Source organism: Variovorax humicola, assembly GCF_037889915.1.
Taxonomy (GTDB): Bacteria; Pseudomonadota; Gammaproteobacteria; order Burkholderiales; family Burkholderiaceae_C; genus Variovorax; species Variovorax humicola.
In genome coordinates, this window is the sequence record NZ_JBBKZV010000001.1 from 346,175 (window position 1) to 363,256 (window position 17,082).

The window sequence follows — 17,082 nt, forward strand, 5'->3', positions numbered from 1 at the left end:
CACCTCGGCGTTGTGTTGATTGTGTCGCAGCGCCAACCCCCGTCCAGGGGCAGCACCAGCGGTTCGACAAAACCGGTTCCGCGGTGCTTCTGGAATCGAACGTGCCCGTCTGGAGAATCTTTTCATGCCCGTGAACCTGACCGCCCCTGATCCTGCCGCCCTGTTCGCGGTGCCTGGCGTACGCATCGGTGTCGCCGAAGCCGGCGTGCGCAAGGCCAATCGCAAGGACCTGACGGTCGTGCTGATCGACGAAGGTGCCGCGGTCGGTGGCGTCTTCACGCAGAACCGCTTTTGCGCGGCGCCGGTGCAGGTTTGCCGCGAGCATCTTGCGCAGAACTTCGGCATTCGTGCGATGTTGATCAATACCGGGAATGCCAATGCCGGAACCGGCGAAGACGGCTTGGCGCGCACCCGCGCCACCTGCATCGCGCTGGCACGCCACCTGGACATCGCCCCCGAGGAAATCCTGCCGTTCTCGACCGGCGTGATCATGGAGCCGCTTCCCATCGACCGTATCGAGGCGGGCTTGCCTGCCGCGCTGGCGGACGCATCGGCCGACCATTGGGCGCGCGCTGCGGAAGGCATCATGACCACCGACACGTTGCCGAAGGCGTTCAGCCAGCGCGTGCAGATCGGCGGGGCGACCGTCACGATCACCGGCATCAGCAAGGGTGCGGGCATGATCCGCCCGAACATGGCGACCATGCTGGGTTTCATGGCAACGGACGCGAAAATCGACCCGGCATTGATCCAGCCCTTGGCCAGGACGCTTGCCGATTCGTCGTTCAACCGCGTGACGATCGACGGCGACACGTCCACCAACGATTCGTTCGTTGTCATTGCCACGCAGAAGGCCGGGCACGCCACCATCACCTCGCTCGATTCGGCGGACGGCCGCGCGTTGGTCGAGGCGATGCGCAACGTCGCGCGCCTGCTCGCGCAGGCCATCGTGCGCGACGGCGAAGGCGCGACCAAGTTCATCACGATTCGCGTAGAAGGCGGCCGCGATGCGGCAGAGTGCCGGCAGGCGGCCTATGCGGTCGCGCATTCGCCACTGGTCAAGACGGCGTTCTTTGCCAGCGATCCCAACCTCGGCCGCATCCTGGCCGCGGTCGGCTATGCGGGCATCGACGACCTGGACCAGACCGGCATCGACCTGTATCTCGACGATGTGCACGTGGCCATCAAGGGCGGCCGCAACCCTTCGTATCGCGAGGAAGACGGCCAGCGCGTGATGAAGCAGAGCGAGATTACCGTGCGCATCGGCCTCGGCCGTGGCGACGCGAGCGACACGGTCTGGACTTGCGACCTGAGCCACGACTACGTTTCCATCAACGCCGACTACAGATCCTGATGACCCCCACGTTCGTCACATCGCGTACTTCGCTGCCGCCCTTCGAGGGGGCGACCGAGACCCATCGGCCGGCCAGGCCCGCGTCGATATGAACGAGGCATTCCAGCGCCTGATCGAGCGCGCCGAGCAGCTCATCACCCGTATCGAGTCGGTGTTGCCGCAGCCCCTGTCCGCGCCCGCGGACTGGAATGCGTCGATCGCCTGGCGCTACCGCCGCCGCAGCACCGGGCATGGCGTGCTGGAGCCTGTCCACCACGTGGCCGCGATGGCGCTCGACAACCTGAAGGAAATCGACGTCCAGAAGGAGAAGATCGATCGCAACACGCGCCAGTTCGTCGAAGGCAAGCCGGCCAACAATGTGTTGCTCACGGGCGCGCGCGGCACCGGCAAGTCGTCGCTCATACGCGCCTGCCTGCACGCCTATGCGCCGCAGGGCTTGCGCCTGATCGAAGTCGACAAGGCCGAACTCACCGACTTGCCCGACATCGTCGAGGTGGTCGCGAACCGGCCCGAGAAGTTCATAGTGTTCAGCGACGACCTGAGCTTCGACGAGGGCGAGCCGGGCTACAAGGCGCTCAAGTCGATCCTCGACGGCTCGATCTCCGCGTCGACCGCCAACGTGCTGATCTACGCAACGAGCAACCGGCGCCACCTGTTGCCGGAGTACATGAAGGACAACCTCAGCTACACCCACACCGAGGACGGCGAGGTGCATCCGGGCGAGGTCATCGAGGAAAAGATTTCGCTGTCGGAGCGCTTCGGCCTTTGGGTCAGCTTTTATCCATTCAACCAGAACGAATACCTCGCCATCGTCGCGCAGTGGCTTTCGTCGTTCGGCGTGGCGCCAGCTGCCATCGACGCGGCGCGCGCGGATGCGCTGGTCTGGGCGCTGGAGCGGGGTTCGCGCAGTGGGCGCGTGGCCTATCAGTTCGCGCGCGACTACGCCGGAAGGGCGGTGGCATGACCGAGGCGCGCAAGCACACTGAAGTAGCTGTCGGCATCCTGGTGCGCGGCGACGGTGCGATGCTCCTGTCGACACGGCCGGAAGGCAAGGCCTACGCCGGCTACTGGGAGTTCCCGGGCGGGAAGATCGAGGCTGGCGAAACTGTCGAGCAGGCGCTGCGACGCGAGTTGCACGAGGAACTCGGCGTCACGATTGCCGGCGCCTCGACCTGGAAGGTCACTGAACACGACTATCCACATGCGCTGGTGCGCCTGCACTGGTGCAAGGTGCATGCCTGGAGCGGCGAGTTCGAAATGCGCGAAGGCCAGAAGATGTGCTGGCAACAGTTGCCGCTCGAGGTGACGCCGGTATTGCCTGGGGCGATGCCGGTGTTGGCATGGCTTGCGGAAGAACGCGGTCTCCCGACGCTTTCAGCTTGACGCCGGATTGCCCGCCCGGCATGGGCGCCGCGGCCTATTGAAGCTTGGGATCGCCAAAGGGTTCGTCATCGGGCGGCGCGTCGGCCGCCACACGGAACGATTCGCTGGCCCACGCGCCCAGGTCAAGGCCCTTGCAGCGTGCGCTGCAGAACGGGCGATAAGGGTTGCGTGGCGAGTAGTAGGTGTCCTCGCCACAGCCGGGGCAGCGAACGATGCGTTCGCCAAAATTCACCGGATCCGTCATGCGCAGAGCGTGAGTTCGAATGGTGCATTTTCGCTGCTCTGATGCAGCCGATCGTCGTCGCCGAGCTTCATGAGGCGCACCGACACCATCAGGCGATTGCCGCTGATTTCAGGTACGAGGCCCATCGCCGGGTCGATGCGCATGCGCAGCAACTGGAAGGTCCGTCCCTGCGGCAGCGTCTGCTGGAACTGTCCATTGGCTGCGATCACCTTGTAGGGCACGTCGGCATCGCGGAGGAGCTTGAGCAGCAGGTAGATTGATTCGGCCAGCGGCGAGAGCGTGGCGGACCAGCGCTCCAGGTCCACGCGCCGCGCCGATGCCTTGTGATGCTGCCACGCATGGTAGGCAGGAAGATCGAACTCGCATGTGCCGCCCGGGATGCCCGCGCGGCTTCGGATGCTCATGAGCCATTCATTCTCGGTCAGCGACTGACCGGCCTTGCCGGGCACCGTGTTGAGCGTGTTGAAGTTGCGCTCGAGCTGGGCCACCACCTGGTCGAGCACCGCCTCGGAAATCGCCGGGTTGCCGCGATAGCTGTTGAAGACGTGCTTGTGCTTCTCGAGGTCGCGCATCACGTCGGCCTTGAGGTCGGCGCGAGCCGCGACGTCCATGATCTCGAAGATCGTGACGAGCGCGTAGTGGTGCAACAGCGCCGAATCGGCCGGCACCAGTTCGCCGAGTCGGCGAAAAAGGTGCTCGAGGCGCAGGTAGGTCCGGATGCGCTCGTTGAAGGGGTACTCGTAGAGGATCACGCGTATGGGAGGGCTATTGCGGGGATCATAGCTTCAAGGCGGCGTGCCCGGTGCAGGAGGAAGTATCTTGCGTACCTCCTGCAGCATCAGTTGACCTAGCAAGACCTGGCCGTGCATGGAAAGGTGCGTGTCGTTCGGAAAATAAAGGTCGCGGGTCTTGGTGCGCTGCTCGCGCATGAGGGCGAACAGGTCCGGTCCCACGCCGAGTTTGTTGAAGCCCTCGACGAATTCCCTGGAATTGTCCGGCCTCAGGTAGGTTGTGGTCTTGTTGGGAATCACCATCCACAACAGGGGCGTCGTCTTGCGTGCGGCAGTGAAGGCCTTGAAGCGCTCCAGCGTCTTGAGCGTCAGCGGACCGTTGTCGACATCGTCGGAGTAGAAGAGGGCGCGGTCGCACAGGCGGTGGCTGAAGAGTTCGCAGCCCTTGGGCACCAGGCGCACGACGGTGGCTCTGGAAATAAGCTCGTCCGACGTGGCCTCCTTGGCGCGCCGGGTGTTCCGGTAGGTGATGACGCCGGTGGTCAGCCTGGCCGTCCAGTTGAGTCCAAAGGCTGGCACTTCCCTGAAGGGTGGGACGAACGGTTCGGGCTTGGCCGTGAATTTCCTGCTCATCCGGCCATTCGCGCAAGCCTCCGACTTTTGCATGCGGTCGTCCAGCAGGCGCTCGACACTTTGAAAGATGATGAGCTTTCCGTGGAAGCCGGCGTCGGCGAGCCACTGCTCGAAGTCGCCGCACAGCGCCTCGCTGTAGGTGGCCCAATAGGTGGTGGTCACGTGGTAGCCGGCATGCACGAGCACGGACTGCCATTGCTGTGTCATCGAGAAGCTGTCGCCCACGACCAGGATGTCGGCCTCTGTCACAGGCGACTCGTACAGGTCTTTCTCGACGATCGCCGGCGGCTTGAGTTTCCAGCCGAACTCGTGCTCGGACACTCGCCCTATGCGCGACAGGTCGCCATAAGGTACGGGCGTGAACAGCGTGACGACCAGCAGCGCCGCAATGACGACGAAGCCTGCAAGGAAGACGCGCAGCCAAAGTTTGGCGGGATTCATGTCACCACGTTGCGTTCACCACGCTATTGCGGCGCGGCAGCGGGCTTGGCCAGTGCCTCGCGCACCGTTTGCAGCATCATCTTTCCCATGATTTCCTGCCCGTACGTCGATATGTGCGTGTCGTTCGGAAAATAGAAATCCTTGACCTTGTCGTGATTCTCGGCAGCCATCGTGAAAAAGTCGGGCCCGAGTTTCGCGGGCATGTAGACGTCGCGGAACGCCTTCGAATGGCCTGGGTCCAGGTAGGTGGTGGTCTTGTCGGGGAGAACCATCCACACATAGGGGATCAGGGTGTGCTTCGCGTTGAATTCCTTCATGCGCTCGAAGTCGCTGGCATCGAGTTCGCCGGCCTTGAGGTCCTGCTTGAAGAAGAGAGCCTTGGGGCACAGGGCGTTGCTGAACAGGGCGCACCCGTCCGGCACGACGCGGACCTGCGTTTCGTCGAAACTGATGTCGCCCGGGGATTCCCGCGCGCGCCGCGTACGGTCCCAGGTAATGATGCCCGTCGGCAGCGTCGCGGTGGAATTGAGGGCGAAGTCCGGCTTTTCGGCCAGTGCCACGACGGGGGGATTGAGCCGCGGCACGAACGGCGCGGTCATGTGCGCACATTGGTTGCTGAGCTTGAGTCGCTCCTTCAGCAGGCGCTCCACGGACTCGAAGATCACCAGCTTGCCGCGGAAGCCTGCGTCGATCAGCCATTGCTGCACATCGCCGCACATCGTTTCGCGGTAGGAACCCCAATAGATCGTCGTGACCTTGTAGCCGGCGCGCACCAGTTCGGCTTGCCAGACGTGCGTCATCGAAAAGCTGTCTCCGATGACGATGATGTCGGCCTCGGCCAGTGGTACCGCGCGCATGTATGCCTTCTCCGGCAGCTTGGGCGGGGGTTGTTGCCAGCCGAATTCGGCATCGGACAGGCGGCTCAGGCGCGAAAGGTCGCCATAGGGCACGGTGGTGAAAAGCGTCAGTATCAGCATCGCCACGATAACGACGAAACCGGCAAAGTACACCCGCAGCCAAAGCTTTGCCGGACTCATTGCCACGACTCGGTCGCAATGCGCGGGACGTTCGCAAACCGGAAGACGGTCTTCATTCCGGTTGCTGCACCGCGCAGCTGGTATCGCCCTCTCGAGCGGGAGGCGCCGAAAGCGCGTCGGGCGTGTTTCATCCTAAAACTGAAAATAGAGGAAGGGGCTGTACGAGCCGAGTTGCGACACGCAGAAGCCCAGCATCGTCACGGTCACCAGCGCCATCACGACGGTTGCGACCGAGCCCGCCCGTGGGCGCGTCGCGAGGAAGATCGGCTGCGGCACCCAACGCTCCAGCGTGATGGTCGGCGGCAGCGCCAGGCAGACCACCAGCGCCACCAGCAGCGTCTGGAAGAACTCCGGCTTGCGGTAGGGCACGAGGAATTCGCCGAAGGCACCGTCCGGCGTGCCATGCATGCCGAGCAAGCCCTTGTAGATCTCGATGGCCGCGGTCATGCTTTCCGCGCGGAAGACCACCCAAGCCATCATCACGCAGATGAACGTGAGCAGCCAGCCAAGCACCTTCGCGATGGGACCCGGCGGAATGTTGCGGCGGACCTTGGCGTTCCACAGGTGGTTGATCATGAGGAAGGTGCCGTGCAGCGCGCCCCAGATCACGAAGGTCCATGCGGCGCCGTGCCACAGGCCGCCCAGCAGCATCGTCAGGAACAGATTGAGATAGCGTCGCGCCGGCCCCTTGCGGTTGCCGCCCAGCGGCACGTAGAGATAGTCGCGCAGGAAGGTCGACAGGGAGATGTGCCAGCGGCGCCAGAACTCGATGATGTTGGTCGACTTGTAGGGCGAGTTGAAGTTGAGCGGCAGCCGCACGCCGAGGCAAAGCGACAGGCCCACCGCCATGTCGGAGTACCCGGAGAAATCGAAGTAGATCTGCATCGTGTAGGCGAGCACGCCAAACCAGGCCGTGTAGAGCGAAGGCAGGATGCCGCCATGCACGCCGTTGAACACCATGTCGGCGTACTGGCCCATCTTGTCGCCGATGAGCAGTTTCTTGGCCAGGCCGAAGGTGAAGATTGCCAGGCCGAGCGCGACCTTGTTCAGGTCGATGCGATAGGTCGACGGGTTCGCGAACTGGGGCATCATCTGCGCGTGATGCAGCACCGGCCCGGCGATCAGGTGCGGAAAGTAGGTCACGAAGAGCGCGTAGTGCACGAAGCTTCGCTCATGCACCTTGCCCTGCCAGCAGTCGACCAGGAAGGCGATCTGCGTGAAGGTGTAGAAAGAAATACCGATCGGCAATGCGATGTGCAGCATCGAGATCGGCGTGCCACCGGCTGCGGTCAACGCGTCGTTCACGTTCGCGATGAAGAAGTTCGCATACTTGAAGATGCCCAGGACGACCAGGTTGATCGTCAGCGCCACCACCAGCATGCGCTTGCGCTGCTTGTCGGATCGTCCCGGACCTGGTGTCAGGCGCAGGCCCGACCAGTAGTTGAAGCAGATCGACAGCACCAGCAGCGGCATCGCCTTCACGCTCCACCAACCGTAGAAGAACAACGAGGCCAGCGCGAGAAAACCTGCGGCCGCCCGGATGTTGTGCTTGCCGATGAGGAAGAACCCGATCAGCACGATCGGGAAGAAGGCGAAGATGAACGCGTAGGAGTTGAAAAGCATCGAATCGTGTGGCGTTGCCCGGTGAGCCCGGAAGCGCGTCGCATTGTTGTTGGCATCGTTTGCCGGAGCGACACCGGCGGGAGTGCAATTATCGCGCGTCGGCGCCCCACCACTCCAGCCACAGCGCGGCAACTTCGGCTTCGAGTTCCGCGAGGCTCAGGCCCTCGTTGAAGATCACGGCATCCGCTGCGGCGCGCCTTGCCTCACGGTTGGCCTGCTGCGCAATCACTGCCTGCACCGCTTCGCTCGACCACCCGGAACGCGCCATCACCCGGCTCAGTTGGGTGGCCTCGGTGGCATCGACCACCAGCACACGGTCGACGCGCGCGCGCCAACGGCCCGACTCGACCAGCAGCGGCACATCGAACACGACGATGCGGCCTTCCGCCTGCGCCGCCTGGCGATCGCAGGCCGTGCCGATCAGCGGGTGCAGGATGGCCTCCAACCGCCGCTTGGCGGACGCATCCTGGAACACGATTTCGCGCATGCGGTCCCGGTTCAGGCTGCCGTCCGCCTGCACGACGTCCTGACCGAATTGCGTGGCGATCGGCGCCATCGCTTCGCCGCCCGGCAATGTGAGCGAGCGTGCAATGGCGTCCGTGTCGATCAGCGCGGCGCCGCGCTCCACCAGCATGGTGGCGACTGTGCTCTTGCCGCTGCCGATGCCGCCCGTCAGGCCGATGCGACGCATGCCGCCGGCCCTCAAGCCAGCGAAAGGGGAAATGCGAACGGAGCAAGCAGGCGCACCGCATCCGGCCCGATCACGAAGCACACGATCCCCGTGCCGGCCAGGCACGGACCGAAGGAAATGGGAATGTCCTTGTGCGCCACCTTGCCGATGATGCGCAGCACGACCCAGAGGATGACGCCCACGATCGAGGACACGAGCACGATCGCCAGCAGGTAGTCGGCGCCGAGCCATGCGCCGATCGCTGCCAGCAACTTGAAGTCGCCATGCCCCATGCCCTCCTTGCCGCGGATCCTCTGGAACAACCAGGCGATCGTCCAGAAGAACAGGTAGCCGGAGAAGGCGGCCCAGACGGCCGAATTCAGCGTCACCCCGGTCCAGCCCAGTGCCGCACCGATCAGGCCCAGCCACAGCAAGGCGTAGGTGTATTCGTCCGGCAGCAACTGCGTGTCCAGGTCGATCAGGAACTGGCACACCAGCAACGCGATGAAAGCGGCCCACAGCCCCCCCACCGGGCTGATGCCGTAGCGCCACCCCACCAGCGCGAACAGGGCCGCGACGGACAGTTCGACCAGCGGATAGCGAATGCTGATGGATGACTTGCAGGCCGAGCATTTGCCGCGCAGCGCGAGATAGCTGAGCACCGGAATGTTCTCGTACCAGCGGATAGCGTGTCCGCAGGTGCCGCAGCGCGAGCGCGGCGTCGACAGGCTCAGCGGCTTCAAGGCTTCGATCTGCGCCAGGGCAGGGGTGGCGGCGGCTTCCAGCGCGGGGGGCGTGGTCGACTTGCCTCCGAAAACCAGCGCCCACAGGCTCGGCACGTCAGGCGATGGCGTCAGACCCGCCACCGAATCCGTCAGCCATTCCCGGTACATCATGGCCGGCTTGCGGTAGATCACGACATTGAGAAAGCTGCCGATCAGCAGCCCGAGCAGGCCGGCCGCCACAGCGGCCTCAGCCCCCGCCGACATCCACATCAGACGACCTGGCCGAGCTTGAAGATGGGCAGGTACATCGACACCACGATGCCGCCGATGATGACGCCGAGGATCACGATGATGATGGGCTCCATCAGGCTCGAAAGTCCGGCAACCATGTCGTCCACTTCCGACTCGTAGAAGTCGGCGGCCTTGCCGAGCATGTGGTCGATCGAGCCTGACTCCTCGCCGATGGCCGTCATCTGCAGCACCATCGAGGGGAAGATGTTGGCATTGGTCATCGCCGCGGTCAGGCTGGTACCGGTCGACACCTCCTGCTGGATCTTGACCGTTGCATCGGCATACACCGAGTTGCCCGAGGCGCCACCCACCGAGTCGAGCGCCTCGACCAGCGGCACGCCGGCGGCGAACATGGTGGCGAGCGTGCGAGTCCAGCGCGCGATGCACGACTTCTCGATCAGCGTGCCGAAGATCGGCATCTTCAGCAAAAGGCGGTCCATGAACTTCTGCACGCGCTCGTTGCGCTTCCAGGCTTGCATGAAGAAGTAGACGCCGCCGCCGACCACGCCGAAGATCAGCCACCAGTAGGCCACGAAGAATTCGCTGATCGCCATCACGATCAAGGTGGGTGCGGGCAGGTCGGCGCCGAAGGAACTGAACACCTGCTTGAATGCCGGGATCACGAAGATCATGATGACCGCGACCACCACGAAGGCCACCACGATCACCGATGTCGGATACATGAGCGCCGACTTGATCTTGGACTTGATCGCCTCGGTCTTTTCCATGTAGGTGGCCAAGCGGTCCAGCAGATCTTCCAGGATACCGGCCGCCTCACCCGCTTCGACAAGGTTGCAGTACAGGTTGTCGAAGTACTTGGGAAATTTGCGAAACGAGGCGGATAGCGATGTACCCGTTTCGACGTCGCCCCGGATGTCGTTCAGCAGTTTGGCAACGCTCGGATTCGCATTGCCCCGCCCGACGATGTCGAAAGCCTGCAGCAACGGCACGCCGGCTTTCATCATGGTTGCAAGCTGGCGCGTGAAGATCGCGATGTCCTTCGGCTTGATCGTCTTGCCGGAGCGCATCTTGCGCTTCTTGATCTTGGTCGCCAGCACACCCTGGCGCCGCAGCGAGGCCTGCACCTGGTTCTCGCCGGATGCGCGCATCTCGCCGCGTACCTGCTTGCCATTGCGGTCTCGGCCTTCCCATTCGAAGACCGTTTCCTTGATGTTCCGTGCGGATGTTGCGGTTGCCATTCAATCCTCGTGCGCCGTGTTACTCGTTGGTGACCGCCACCACTTCTTCAAGCGATGTCAGCCCCTGAATGACCTTCTTGAGCCCAGACTGGCGCAATGAGCGCACGCCTTCGGCTTCGGCCTGCCTGGCAATGTCCAACGCACTGCCGTCGCGCAGGATGATCTCCTGGATCTTTTCGCTGACCGGCATCACCTGGTAGATGCCGACGCGGCCCTTGTAGCCCCCGTTGCAGGCGGAGCAGCCGACCGGGCGGTACGGCTTCCAGGTGCCGTCGATTTCGCGATCCCTGAAGCCGGCATCGATCAACGCCTTGCGCGGTACTTCGTGCGGCTCCCGGCACACGGTGCACAGTCGCCGTGCCAGGCGCTGCGCGGTGATCAGGATCACGCTCGACGCGATATTGAACGGCGCGATGCCCATGTTGCGCATCCGCGTCAACGTGGTCGGCGCGTCGTTGGTGTGCAGCGTGGACAGCACCAGGTGGCCGGTCTGCGCGGCCTTGATCGAAATGTCGGCCGTTTCCAGGTCGCGGATTTCGCCGACCATGATGATGTCCGGATCCTGTCGCAGGAAAGCGCGCAAAGCCGTGGCAAAGGTCAGCCCGGCCTTTTCGTTCACATTGACCTGGTTGACGCCCGGCAGGTTGATTTCAGAAGGGTCTTCGGCGGTCGCGATGTTCACGCCTGGCTTGTTCAGCAAGTTAAGGCAGGTGTAGAGCGAAACCGTCTTGCCGGAGCCCGTCGGGCCAGTCACCAGCACCATGCCGTAGGGCCGGGCGATGGCTGCCAGCAGGCGCTCTTTTTCGTCGGGGTCGTAACCCAGTGCATCGATGCCGAGACGGGCGCTGCTCGGATCCAGGATACGGATCACGATCTTCTCGCCGAAGAGCGTGGGCAGTGTGCTGACCCGGAAATCGATCACGCGATCGGGGCCGATCTTCAGCTTCATCCGGCCGTCTTGCGGGATGCGCTTTTCGGAGATGTCCAGGCGCGAAATCACCTTGATGCGCGACGCCAGCTTGTCCTTGATGACGATGGGCGGCGTGGCAATCTCGCGCAATTCGCCGTCGACCCGGAAGCGCACGCGGTATTGAGTCTCATAGGGTTCGAAGTGAATGTCCGAGGCGCGCATGCTGAAAGCGTCGAGCAGCATCTTGTGCAGGAAGCGCACAACCGGTGCGTCTTCTACCTCCGCGACCGCTTGCTCGGTGTCTGCACTCTCGGTGGCTGCGTCGTCGAATTCGAATTCGGCGCCGACGATGTTGTCGATGGTTTCCGCAGCGGTGACCGCGGCGGCTTCGACCATGCGCGAGAGCTTGTCGTATTCGGCGATGACCCAGTCGACACCCATCTGCGAGGCGAACTTGATCTTTTCCGCCGCCTGCTGGTCCGAAGGGTCGGCCGTGGCGACGATGAGGCGGTTGCTCCGCTTGCTCAGCACCACGATCCGGTAGGCTTGGCAGAGCTTGGGGTCGAGCAGGTCTTTTGGCAGACGTTGCTGGTCGATCGCATCGAGATCCAGCAATGGCGCGCCAAACGCGTTGGAAAGCGTGTGAGCCAGATCCGCCGCCGACACCGCGCCGGTGCCCGTCAATTCCGCAATGAAGCTCGTTCGGCTCGACTGCGACTTTTGATAGATCTCTTCAGCTGTCTTTGCCGCCAACTTGCCAGCCGATATCAGCGCGCGAGCCAGTCCCGGTAGCGCGACAGGCGAGGTTTCTTTGACAAGAGGTTCGGCAGCGGCCATTCAATCAACGATTGTAAAAAACGTGAAAAATTGATTCACGATCATCGCTGATCGACCCTATGCTGTAAATCGCAGTCGTGCAACAGTGGCAACAACCTGCGAAGCATTTGGCAATTCCCAGCCGCAAATAGCTGGTCGGGGTGAGAGGATTCGAACCTCCGGCCTCTACGTCCCGAACGTAGCGCTCTACCAGGCTAAGCTACACCCCGATGGTTGCAAAAAACAGAGAAACGACCTGCGTAAGACTTTGAAGGTAACTTAGGTGCGACGCTCAAGCAACTGAGCCGCTAATTGTAGCAAACCTTGCGAGTACGAATTCGCGGGCATGCCATGCAGGGCATCGATGGCCCGTTGAGCCTCGGCTGCCGCGGCGGCACGGGTAGCGTCCAGGGCGCCCGTTGCCCGCACGATCGCAACGATGGCGGGGAGCTTTTCGGTGTCGCCGGCCTCGATCGCCTTTCGAATGAGGGCACTGTCTTCCGGCGTCGCGCGCTGCATCGCCAGGATGAGCGGCAACGTCGCCTTGCCTTCGCGCAAGTCGTCGCCGAGGTTCTTGCCGGTTTCGCTGGAGTCGCCGGCGTAATCGAGCACGTCGTCGATCACCTGGAATGCCGTGCCCAGCGCCTGCCCGAACGTGGCGCAGGCTTCTTCGACCGCAGGCGTGCTGCCGGCAAGCACCGCCGCCAGGCGGGTGCTTGCTTCGAAGAGCTTGGCTGTCTTCGATCGGATTACGCGCAAGTAGGCCGCCTCGTCGAGCGTGGCGTCGTGCATGTTCATCAACTGAAGCACCTCGCCTTCGGCAATCACGTTGGTCGCTTCGGCCAGGATTTGCATTACGCGCATGTTGTCGGCGTCCAACATCATCTGGAATGCGCGCGAATAGAGAAAGTCGCCGACCAGCACGCTGGCCGGGTTGCCGAAGGACTCGTTGGCGGTGGCACGGCCACGACGCAGCGTCGACTCGTCGACCACATCGTCGTGCAGCAGCGTGGCGGTGTGGATGAACTCGACGACTGCCGCCAGGTTGAAACGCTGCGCTCCGCAGTAGCCAAGCGCGCCACTCATCAACAGGAGCAACGCAGGGCGCAGGCGCTTGCCGCCGGCCGAGATGATGTAGCGAGAAACTTCGCTGACCAGCGGAACGCCGGTGTCGAGTCGGGTGGCAATCACACGGTCGACCTGGGCCATGTCTTCGGCGATCAGGTCAAGTACGGCGTTGGTGGGAGAGGCAGCAGAGGAGACTGACAAAACGAAAGGCGCCGCGACGGGTGATTCTGAGGGCGGCCTGCGCGGCCGGGTTGGCCGGATTATAGGGAGCGCCCTGCAGGCTTCACTCCGGTGGAGAGGTCTGCTGGCGATGATTGGGGATCTCGGGCTATAATCTTGGGCTCTGCGGAAATCCGTCCGTGGAGCCATCTCCCGAAAAACCCTTCACGGGGTCACTTCACAGGGTCAAAGAGGTCAACATGTACGCGGTCATAAAAACCGGCGGCAAGCAGTATCGCGTTGCTTCCGGCGAAAAAATTAAAGTAGAACAGATTGCTGCGGACGTAGGCCAGGAAATCGTGATCGATCAGGTTCTCGCAGTCGGCAACGGCTCGGATATCAAGATCGGAACGCCCCTGGTGTCCGGCGCATCCGTCACGGTGACAGTCCTGTCACACGGCAAGCACGACAAGGTGCACATCTTCAAGATGCGTCGTCGCAAGCACTATCAGAAACGTCAAGGCCATCGCCAGCAGTTCACCGAACTGCAAATCGGTGCGATCGCCGGTTAAGGAGCTGAAATGGCACAGAAAAAAGGCGGCGGCTCCACGCGAAACGGGCGCGATTCCAAGCCCAAGATGCTCGGCGTGAAGGCCTTCGGCGGCGAACTGATCAGCGCAGGCTCGATCATCGTGCGTCAACGCGGCACGCGCTTCCACCCCGGCGTGAACGTCGGCGTGGGCAAGGACCACACCTTGTTCGCCCTGGTCGACGGCCACGTGTCGTTCGGCGCCAAGGGTGCTTTGAACAAGCACACGGTCAATGTGACCCCTGCGGCTTAAGCCCAGGTCACTTCGATCCGCTTCGAAGCCCCGCTCGTCGGGGCTTTTTTGTTTTCCGCCCAACCCGGGCGCCTCTCTCTATAGACTGCACATCCCATGAAGTTCGTTGACGAAGCGTTCATCGACATCGCTGCCGGCGATGGCGGCAACGGCTGCGTGTCGTTCCGACATGAGAAGTACAAGGAGTTCGGAGGCCCGAACGGCGGCGACGGTGGCCGCGGGGGTCACGTCTTCGCAGTGGCCGATCCGAATCTCAACACGCTGGTCGACTTCCGCTATTCGCGCCGGCACGATGCCAAGCGCGGACAGCACGGCATGGGTTCGGACATGTTCGGCGCCGCCGGTGACGACATCACGCTGAAGATGCCGGTAGGCACGATCATTACCGATGCCGAAACCGGCGAAGTGCTGTACGAGTTGCTGGTACCGGGCGAAGTCATCACCATCGCGAAGGGCGGCGATGGCGGCTTCGGCAACATGCGTTTCAAGAGCGCGATCAACCGCGCACCGCGGCAGAAGACGCCCGGCTGGCCCGGTGAGAAGAAGAGCCTGAAGCTCGAACTCAAGGTGCTGGCCGATGTCGGATTGCTGGGAATGCCCAACGCCGGCAAGTCAACGCTGATCAGCGCGATTTCGAATGCGCGGCCCCGCATTGCGGATTACCCGTTCACTACGTTGCACCCGAACCTTGGTGTGGTGCGCGTGGGTCCCGAACAGAGTTTCGTGGTCGCCGATCTGCCGGGGTTGATCGAAGGCGCCTCCGAGGGCGCGGGTCTTGGTCATTTGTTCCTGCGCCACCTGCAGCGCACGCGCCTCCTGCTGCACATGATCGATATGGCGCCGTTCGACGACAGCATCGACCCGGTTGCACAAGCCAAGGCCATCGTTGGTGAGTTGAAGAAGTACGACGCAGCGCTCTATCAAAAGCCGCGCTGGCTGGTGCTCAACAAGCTTGACATGGTGCCTTCGGATGAGCGCGCCGCGCTCGTGAAGGACTTCGTCAAGCGGCTGCGTTTCAAGGGGCCGGTGTTCGAGATCTCGGCACTGACGCGCGAGGGTTGCGAGCCTTTGGTGAAGGCGATCTATCAGCATGTGAAAGCTGAACAGGTTGCCGAGCAGGCGCCGGCAGAAGTCGATCCCCGCTTTGCTCCCGAGCCGCCGCCGACCGAATCCGTTTGAGGTCTCGAGCTTCTCATTTGCTGTCAAAAAGATAGCTTTCATTCGCCAACCCACGTCCGCCCCAGCCCGAAATGACCCAACGCCCCCGTTCCACCGCCCTGCGTGATGCGCGCCGCATCGTGGTCAAGGTCGGCTCGAGCCTGGTCACCAACGAAGGCCGTGGCCTCGATGAAGCCGCAATCGGTGAATGGTGTCGTCAACTGGCTGCATTGGTGCGTGAGGGCCGCGAAGTGGTGATGGTGTCCAGCGGTGCCATTGCTGAAGGCATGAAGCGCCTCGGCTGGCGTACGCGGCCGCATGAGGTGCATGAATTGCAGGCGGCGGCGGCCGTCGGGCAGATGGGTCTTGCACAGATGTACGAGACCAAGCTGCGCGAGAACAACCTGGGCAGCGCGCAGGTATTGTTGACCCACGCCGACCTGGCGGATCGCGAGCGTTACCTGAATGCGCGCTCGACATTGGTGACCCTGCTCGCGCATGGCGTGGTGCCGGTCATCAACGAGAACGACACGGTGGTCAACGACGAGATCAAGTTCGGCGACAACGACACCCTGGGTGCACTGGTCGCCAACCTGGTCGAGGCGGATGCGCTCGTCATCCTGACTGACCAGAAGGGCTTGTACACGGCGGACCCACGCAAGGATTCGTCCGCGACCTTCGTGCACGAGGCCGTGGCCGGGGACCCGGCGCTCGAAGCCATGGCCGGGGGGGCCGGATCAAGCCTCGGGCGCGGTGGGATGATTACCAAGATTCTTGCGGCCAAGCGCGCTGCGGGCTCCGGTGCCTCGACGGTGATCGCGTGGGGCCGCGAACACGATGCGCTGCAGCGGCTGGCGGGCGGCGAAGCCATCGGCACGCTGCTGGTTGCCCAGACCGCAAAGCACCAGGCGCGCAAGCGCTGGATGGCCGATCACTTGCAGATGCGTGGCGCGGTCTTGGTCGACAACGGCGCGGCGGCCAAGGTCAGGGCTGAAGGCAAGAGCCTGTTGCCGATCGGCATGACCGCAGTGGAAGGCGACTTCTCTCGCGGCGATGTGATCGCGGTGCGTGACCCGGCCGGCGCCGAACTGGCGCGCGGGCTGGCCAACTATTCGAGCGCCGAGGCTCGGCTCCTGTGCCGCAAGCCGTCGGCCCAGATCGAGCAGTTGCTCGGCTACGTGGCCGAGCCGGAGATGGTGCACCGGGACAACATGGTCCTGATGCCGGCCTCCAGCTGAGGAGTCCGGGCGCTGCCTCTGCGGCCCGGACTTCGGAGCCCGGAGGCTATTGCCCTACTCGACTTCACGCACGGGCTTGCGCAACAGTTGCACCGTCTCCTGCACCGACAACTGGGGCGCGTGGCCGCGGCACAGGCCCTGGTAGGTCAGTCGCGTCACGTAGCTTGTCGGAATCAGCCGGTAACGCTTCCATTCGAGGTTCGTGGCCTCGTCCCATTTGCCGTTGTTGAAGCGGGCATAGGTCCTGACCTCTTCGCTGGAGCAGCGAACGCCTTCGTAAAGCGCGTTGGTCGCGCCGCCTGCCCGGCTCGCAATCACCACATATCGGACCACGCCATCATTGGTGATCGCGATGGTCGCGGGATCAATGCTGAACTTGAGGGTCGTGTAGCTCGGCATGTCGATGGGAATCGCACGGCTCTCGAGAAAGGCCGGCGGCGGTGGCACGTCGGTTTCCTTCCACTCGACGTCGCTGGAGGTCACCGTAGGAGGCGGGGGCGATCCGGCCTGGGCCCAGTCCGGGTTGTCAGTGCTGCGTCCGCTCGACGAGGCGCATGCAG

Annotated in this window: 18 protein-coding genes and 1 tRNA gene; 7 read left to right on the forward strand and 12 right to left on the reverse strand. The window is 63.2% G+C overall.

The genetic code is table 11. From position 1 onward, the window contains the following. Positions 1-124 precede the first annotated feature (124 nt). From argJ to WKW80_RS01640, 3 genes are all read left to right on the forward strand, one after another. Positions 125-1,354: a bifunctional glutamate N-acetyltransferase/amino-acid acetyltransferase ArgJ gene (gene argJ, locus WKW80_RS01630; RefSeq protein ID WP_340361777.1), complete on the forward strand. Its 1,230-nt coding sequence runs from the start codon at positions 125-127 to the stop codon at positions 1,352-1,354. Between the two features lie 88 nt (positions 1,355-1,442). Further along, positions 1,443-2,318, forward strand: coding sequence for an ATP-binding protein (locus WKW80_RS01635; protein ID WP_340361778.1), 876 nt, complete (start codon positions 1,443-1,445; stop codon positions 2,316-2,318). After that, a complete protein-coding gene (locus tag WKW80_RS01640; RefSeq protein ID WP_340361779.1) occupies positions 2,315-2,737 on the forward strand; it encodes an NUDIX domain-containing protein in 423 nt (140 codons plus the stop codon). Before WKW80_RS01635 ends, WKW80_RS01640 begins: the two co-directional genes overlap by 4 nt. A 34-nt stretch (positions 2,738-2,771) precedes the next feature. Here the strand turns inward: WKW80_RS01640 and WKW80_RS01645 are convergent, their stop codons facing one another. The 11 genes from WKW80_RS01645 to WKW80_RS01695 form a co-directional block, all read right to left on the reverse strand. Beyond that, the gene (locus WKW80_RS01645) at positions 2,772-2,981 is read right to left on the reverse strand and encodes a DNA gyrase inhibitor YacG (protein WP_340361780.1); all 210 of its coding nucleotides are present in this window, start codon (positions 2,979-2,981) and stop codon (positions 2,772-2,774) included. Beyond that, on the reverse strand, positions 2,978-3,733 hold the full coding sequence (gene zapD, locus WKW80_RS01650; protein WP_340361781.1) for a cell division protein ZapD: 756 nt from the start codon (positions 3,731-3,733) through the stop codon (positions 2,978-2,980). Before zapD ends, WKW80_RS01645 begins: the two co-directional genes overlap by 4 nt. 33 nt (positions 3,734-3,766) lie before the next feature. Further along, positions 3,767-4,786 (reverse strand): alginate O-acetyltransferase AlgX-related protein, encoded by a 1,020-nt coding sequence (locus tag WKW80_RS01655; RefSeq protein WP_340361782.1) that lies wholly within the window; start codon positions 4,784-4,786, stop codon positions 3,767-3,769. A gap of 23 nt (positions 4,787-4,809) precedes the next feature. After that, entirely contained in the window at positions 4,810-5,823 is a 1,014-nt protein-coding gene (locus WKW80_RS01660) for a hypothetical protein (protein ID WP_340361783.1), read from the reverse strand. Between the two features lie 132 nt (positions 5,824-5,955). Beyond that, positions 5,956-7,446, reverse strand: a complete 1,491-nt coding sequence (locus tag WKW80_RS01665; protein WP_340361784.1) for an MBOAT family O-acyltransferase — start codon at positions 7,444-7,446, stop codon at positions 5,956-5,958. An 88-nt stretch (positions 7,447-7,534) separates the two neighbouring features. Then, the gene (gene coaE / locus WKW80_RS01670; RefSeq protein ID WP_340361785.1) at positions 7,535-8,137 is read right to left on the reverse strand and encodes a dephospho-CoA kinase; all 603 of its coding nucleotides are present in this window, start codon (positions 8,135-8,137) and stop codon (positions 7,535-7,537) included. An 11-nt stretch (positions 8,138-8,148) separates the two neighbouring features. Next, complete coding sequence (locus WKW80_RS01675; RefSeq protein WP_340361786.1) at positions 8,149-9,111, reverse strand: prepilin peptidase; 963 nt, start codon at positions 9,109-9,111, stop codon at positions 8,149-8,151. Further along, entirely contained in the window at positions 9,111-10,331 is a 1,221-nt protein-coding gene (locus WKW80_RS01680) for a type II secretion system F family protein (RefSeq protein WP_340361787.1), read from the reverse strand. Before WKW80_RS01680 ends, WKW80_RS01675 begins: the two co-directional genes overlap by 1 nt. Positions 10,332-10,350: 19 nt before the next feature. Further along, entirely contained in the window at positions 10,351-12,078 is a 1,728-nt protein-coding gene (gene pilB, locus WKW80_RS01685) for a type IV-A pilus assembly ATPase PilB (RefSeq protein WP_340361788.1), read from the reverse strand. A gap of 132 nt (positions 12,079-12,210) precedes the next feature. Further along, positions 12,211-12,287 (reverse strand) — tRNA-Pro (locus tag WKW80_RS01690). Between the two features lie 49 nt (positions 12,288-12,336). Next, on the reverse strand, positions 12,337-13,266 hold the full coding sequence (locus WKW80_RS01695) for a polyprenyl synthetase family protein (RefSeq protein WP_340361789.1): 930 nt from the start codon (positions 13,264-13,266) through the stop codon (positions 12,337-12,339). 278 nt (positions 13,267-13,544) lie between these two features. Here WKW80_RS01695 and rplU point away from each other — a divergent pair, with 278 nt between their 5' ends. The 4 genes from rplU to proB all read left to right on the forward strand — a co-directional run bounded on the left by rplU (position 13,545) and on the right by proB (position 16,522). After that, positions 13,545-13,856, forward strand: a complete 312-nt coding sequence (rplU, locus tag WKW80_RS01700; protein WP_140839927.1) for a 50S ribosomal protein L21 — start codon at positions 13,545-13,547, stop codon at positions 13,854-13,856. A gap of 9 nt (positions 13,857-13,865) precedes the next feature. Then, positions 13,866-14,126 (forward strand): 50S ribosomal protein L27, encoded by a 261-nt coding sequence (rpmA, locus tag WKW80_RS01705; protein ID WP_340361790.1) that lies wholly within the window; start codon positions 13,866-13,868, stop codon positions 14,124-14,126. 96 nt (positions 14,127-14,222) lie between these two features. After that, entirely contained in the window at positions 14,223-15,305 is a 1,083-nt protein-coding gene (gene cgtA / locus WKW80_RS01710) for an Obg family GTPase CgtA (RefSeq protein WP_340361791.1), read from the forward strand. A gap of 71 nt (positions 15,306-15,376) precedes the next feature. Further along, the gene (proB, locus tag WKW80_RS01715; RefSeq protein ID WP_340361792.1) at positions 15,377-16,522 is read left to right on the forward strand and encodes a glutamate 5-kinase; all 1,146 of its coding nucleotides are present in this window, start codon (positions 15,377-15,379) and stop codon (positions 16,520-16,522) included. A 54-nt stretch (positions 16,523-16,576) separates the two neighbouring features. On the opposite strand, the gene WKW80_RS01720 is transcribed toward proB, so the two are convergent. Further along, on the reverse strand, positions 16,577-17,005 hold the full coding sequence (locus WKW80_RS01720) for a CNP1-like family protein (RefSeq protein WP_340361793.1): 429 nt from the start codon (positions 17,003-17,005) through the stop codon (positions 16,577-16,579). Positions 17,006-17,082 lie beyond the last annotated feature (77 nt).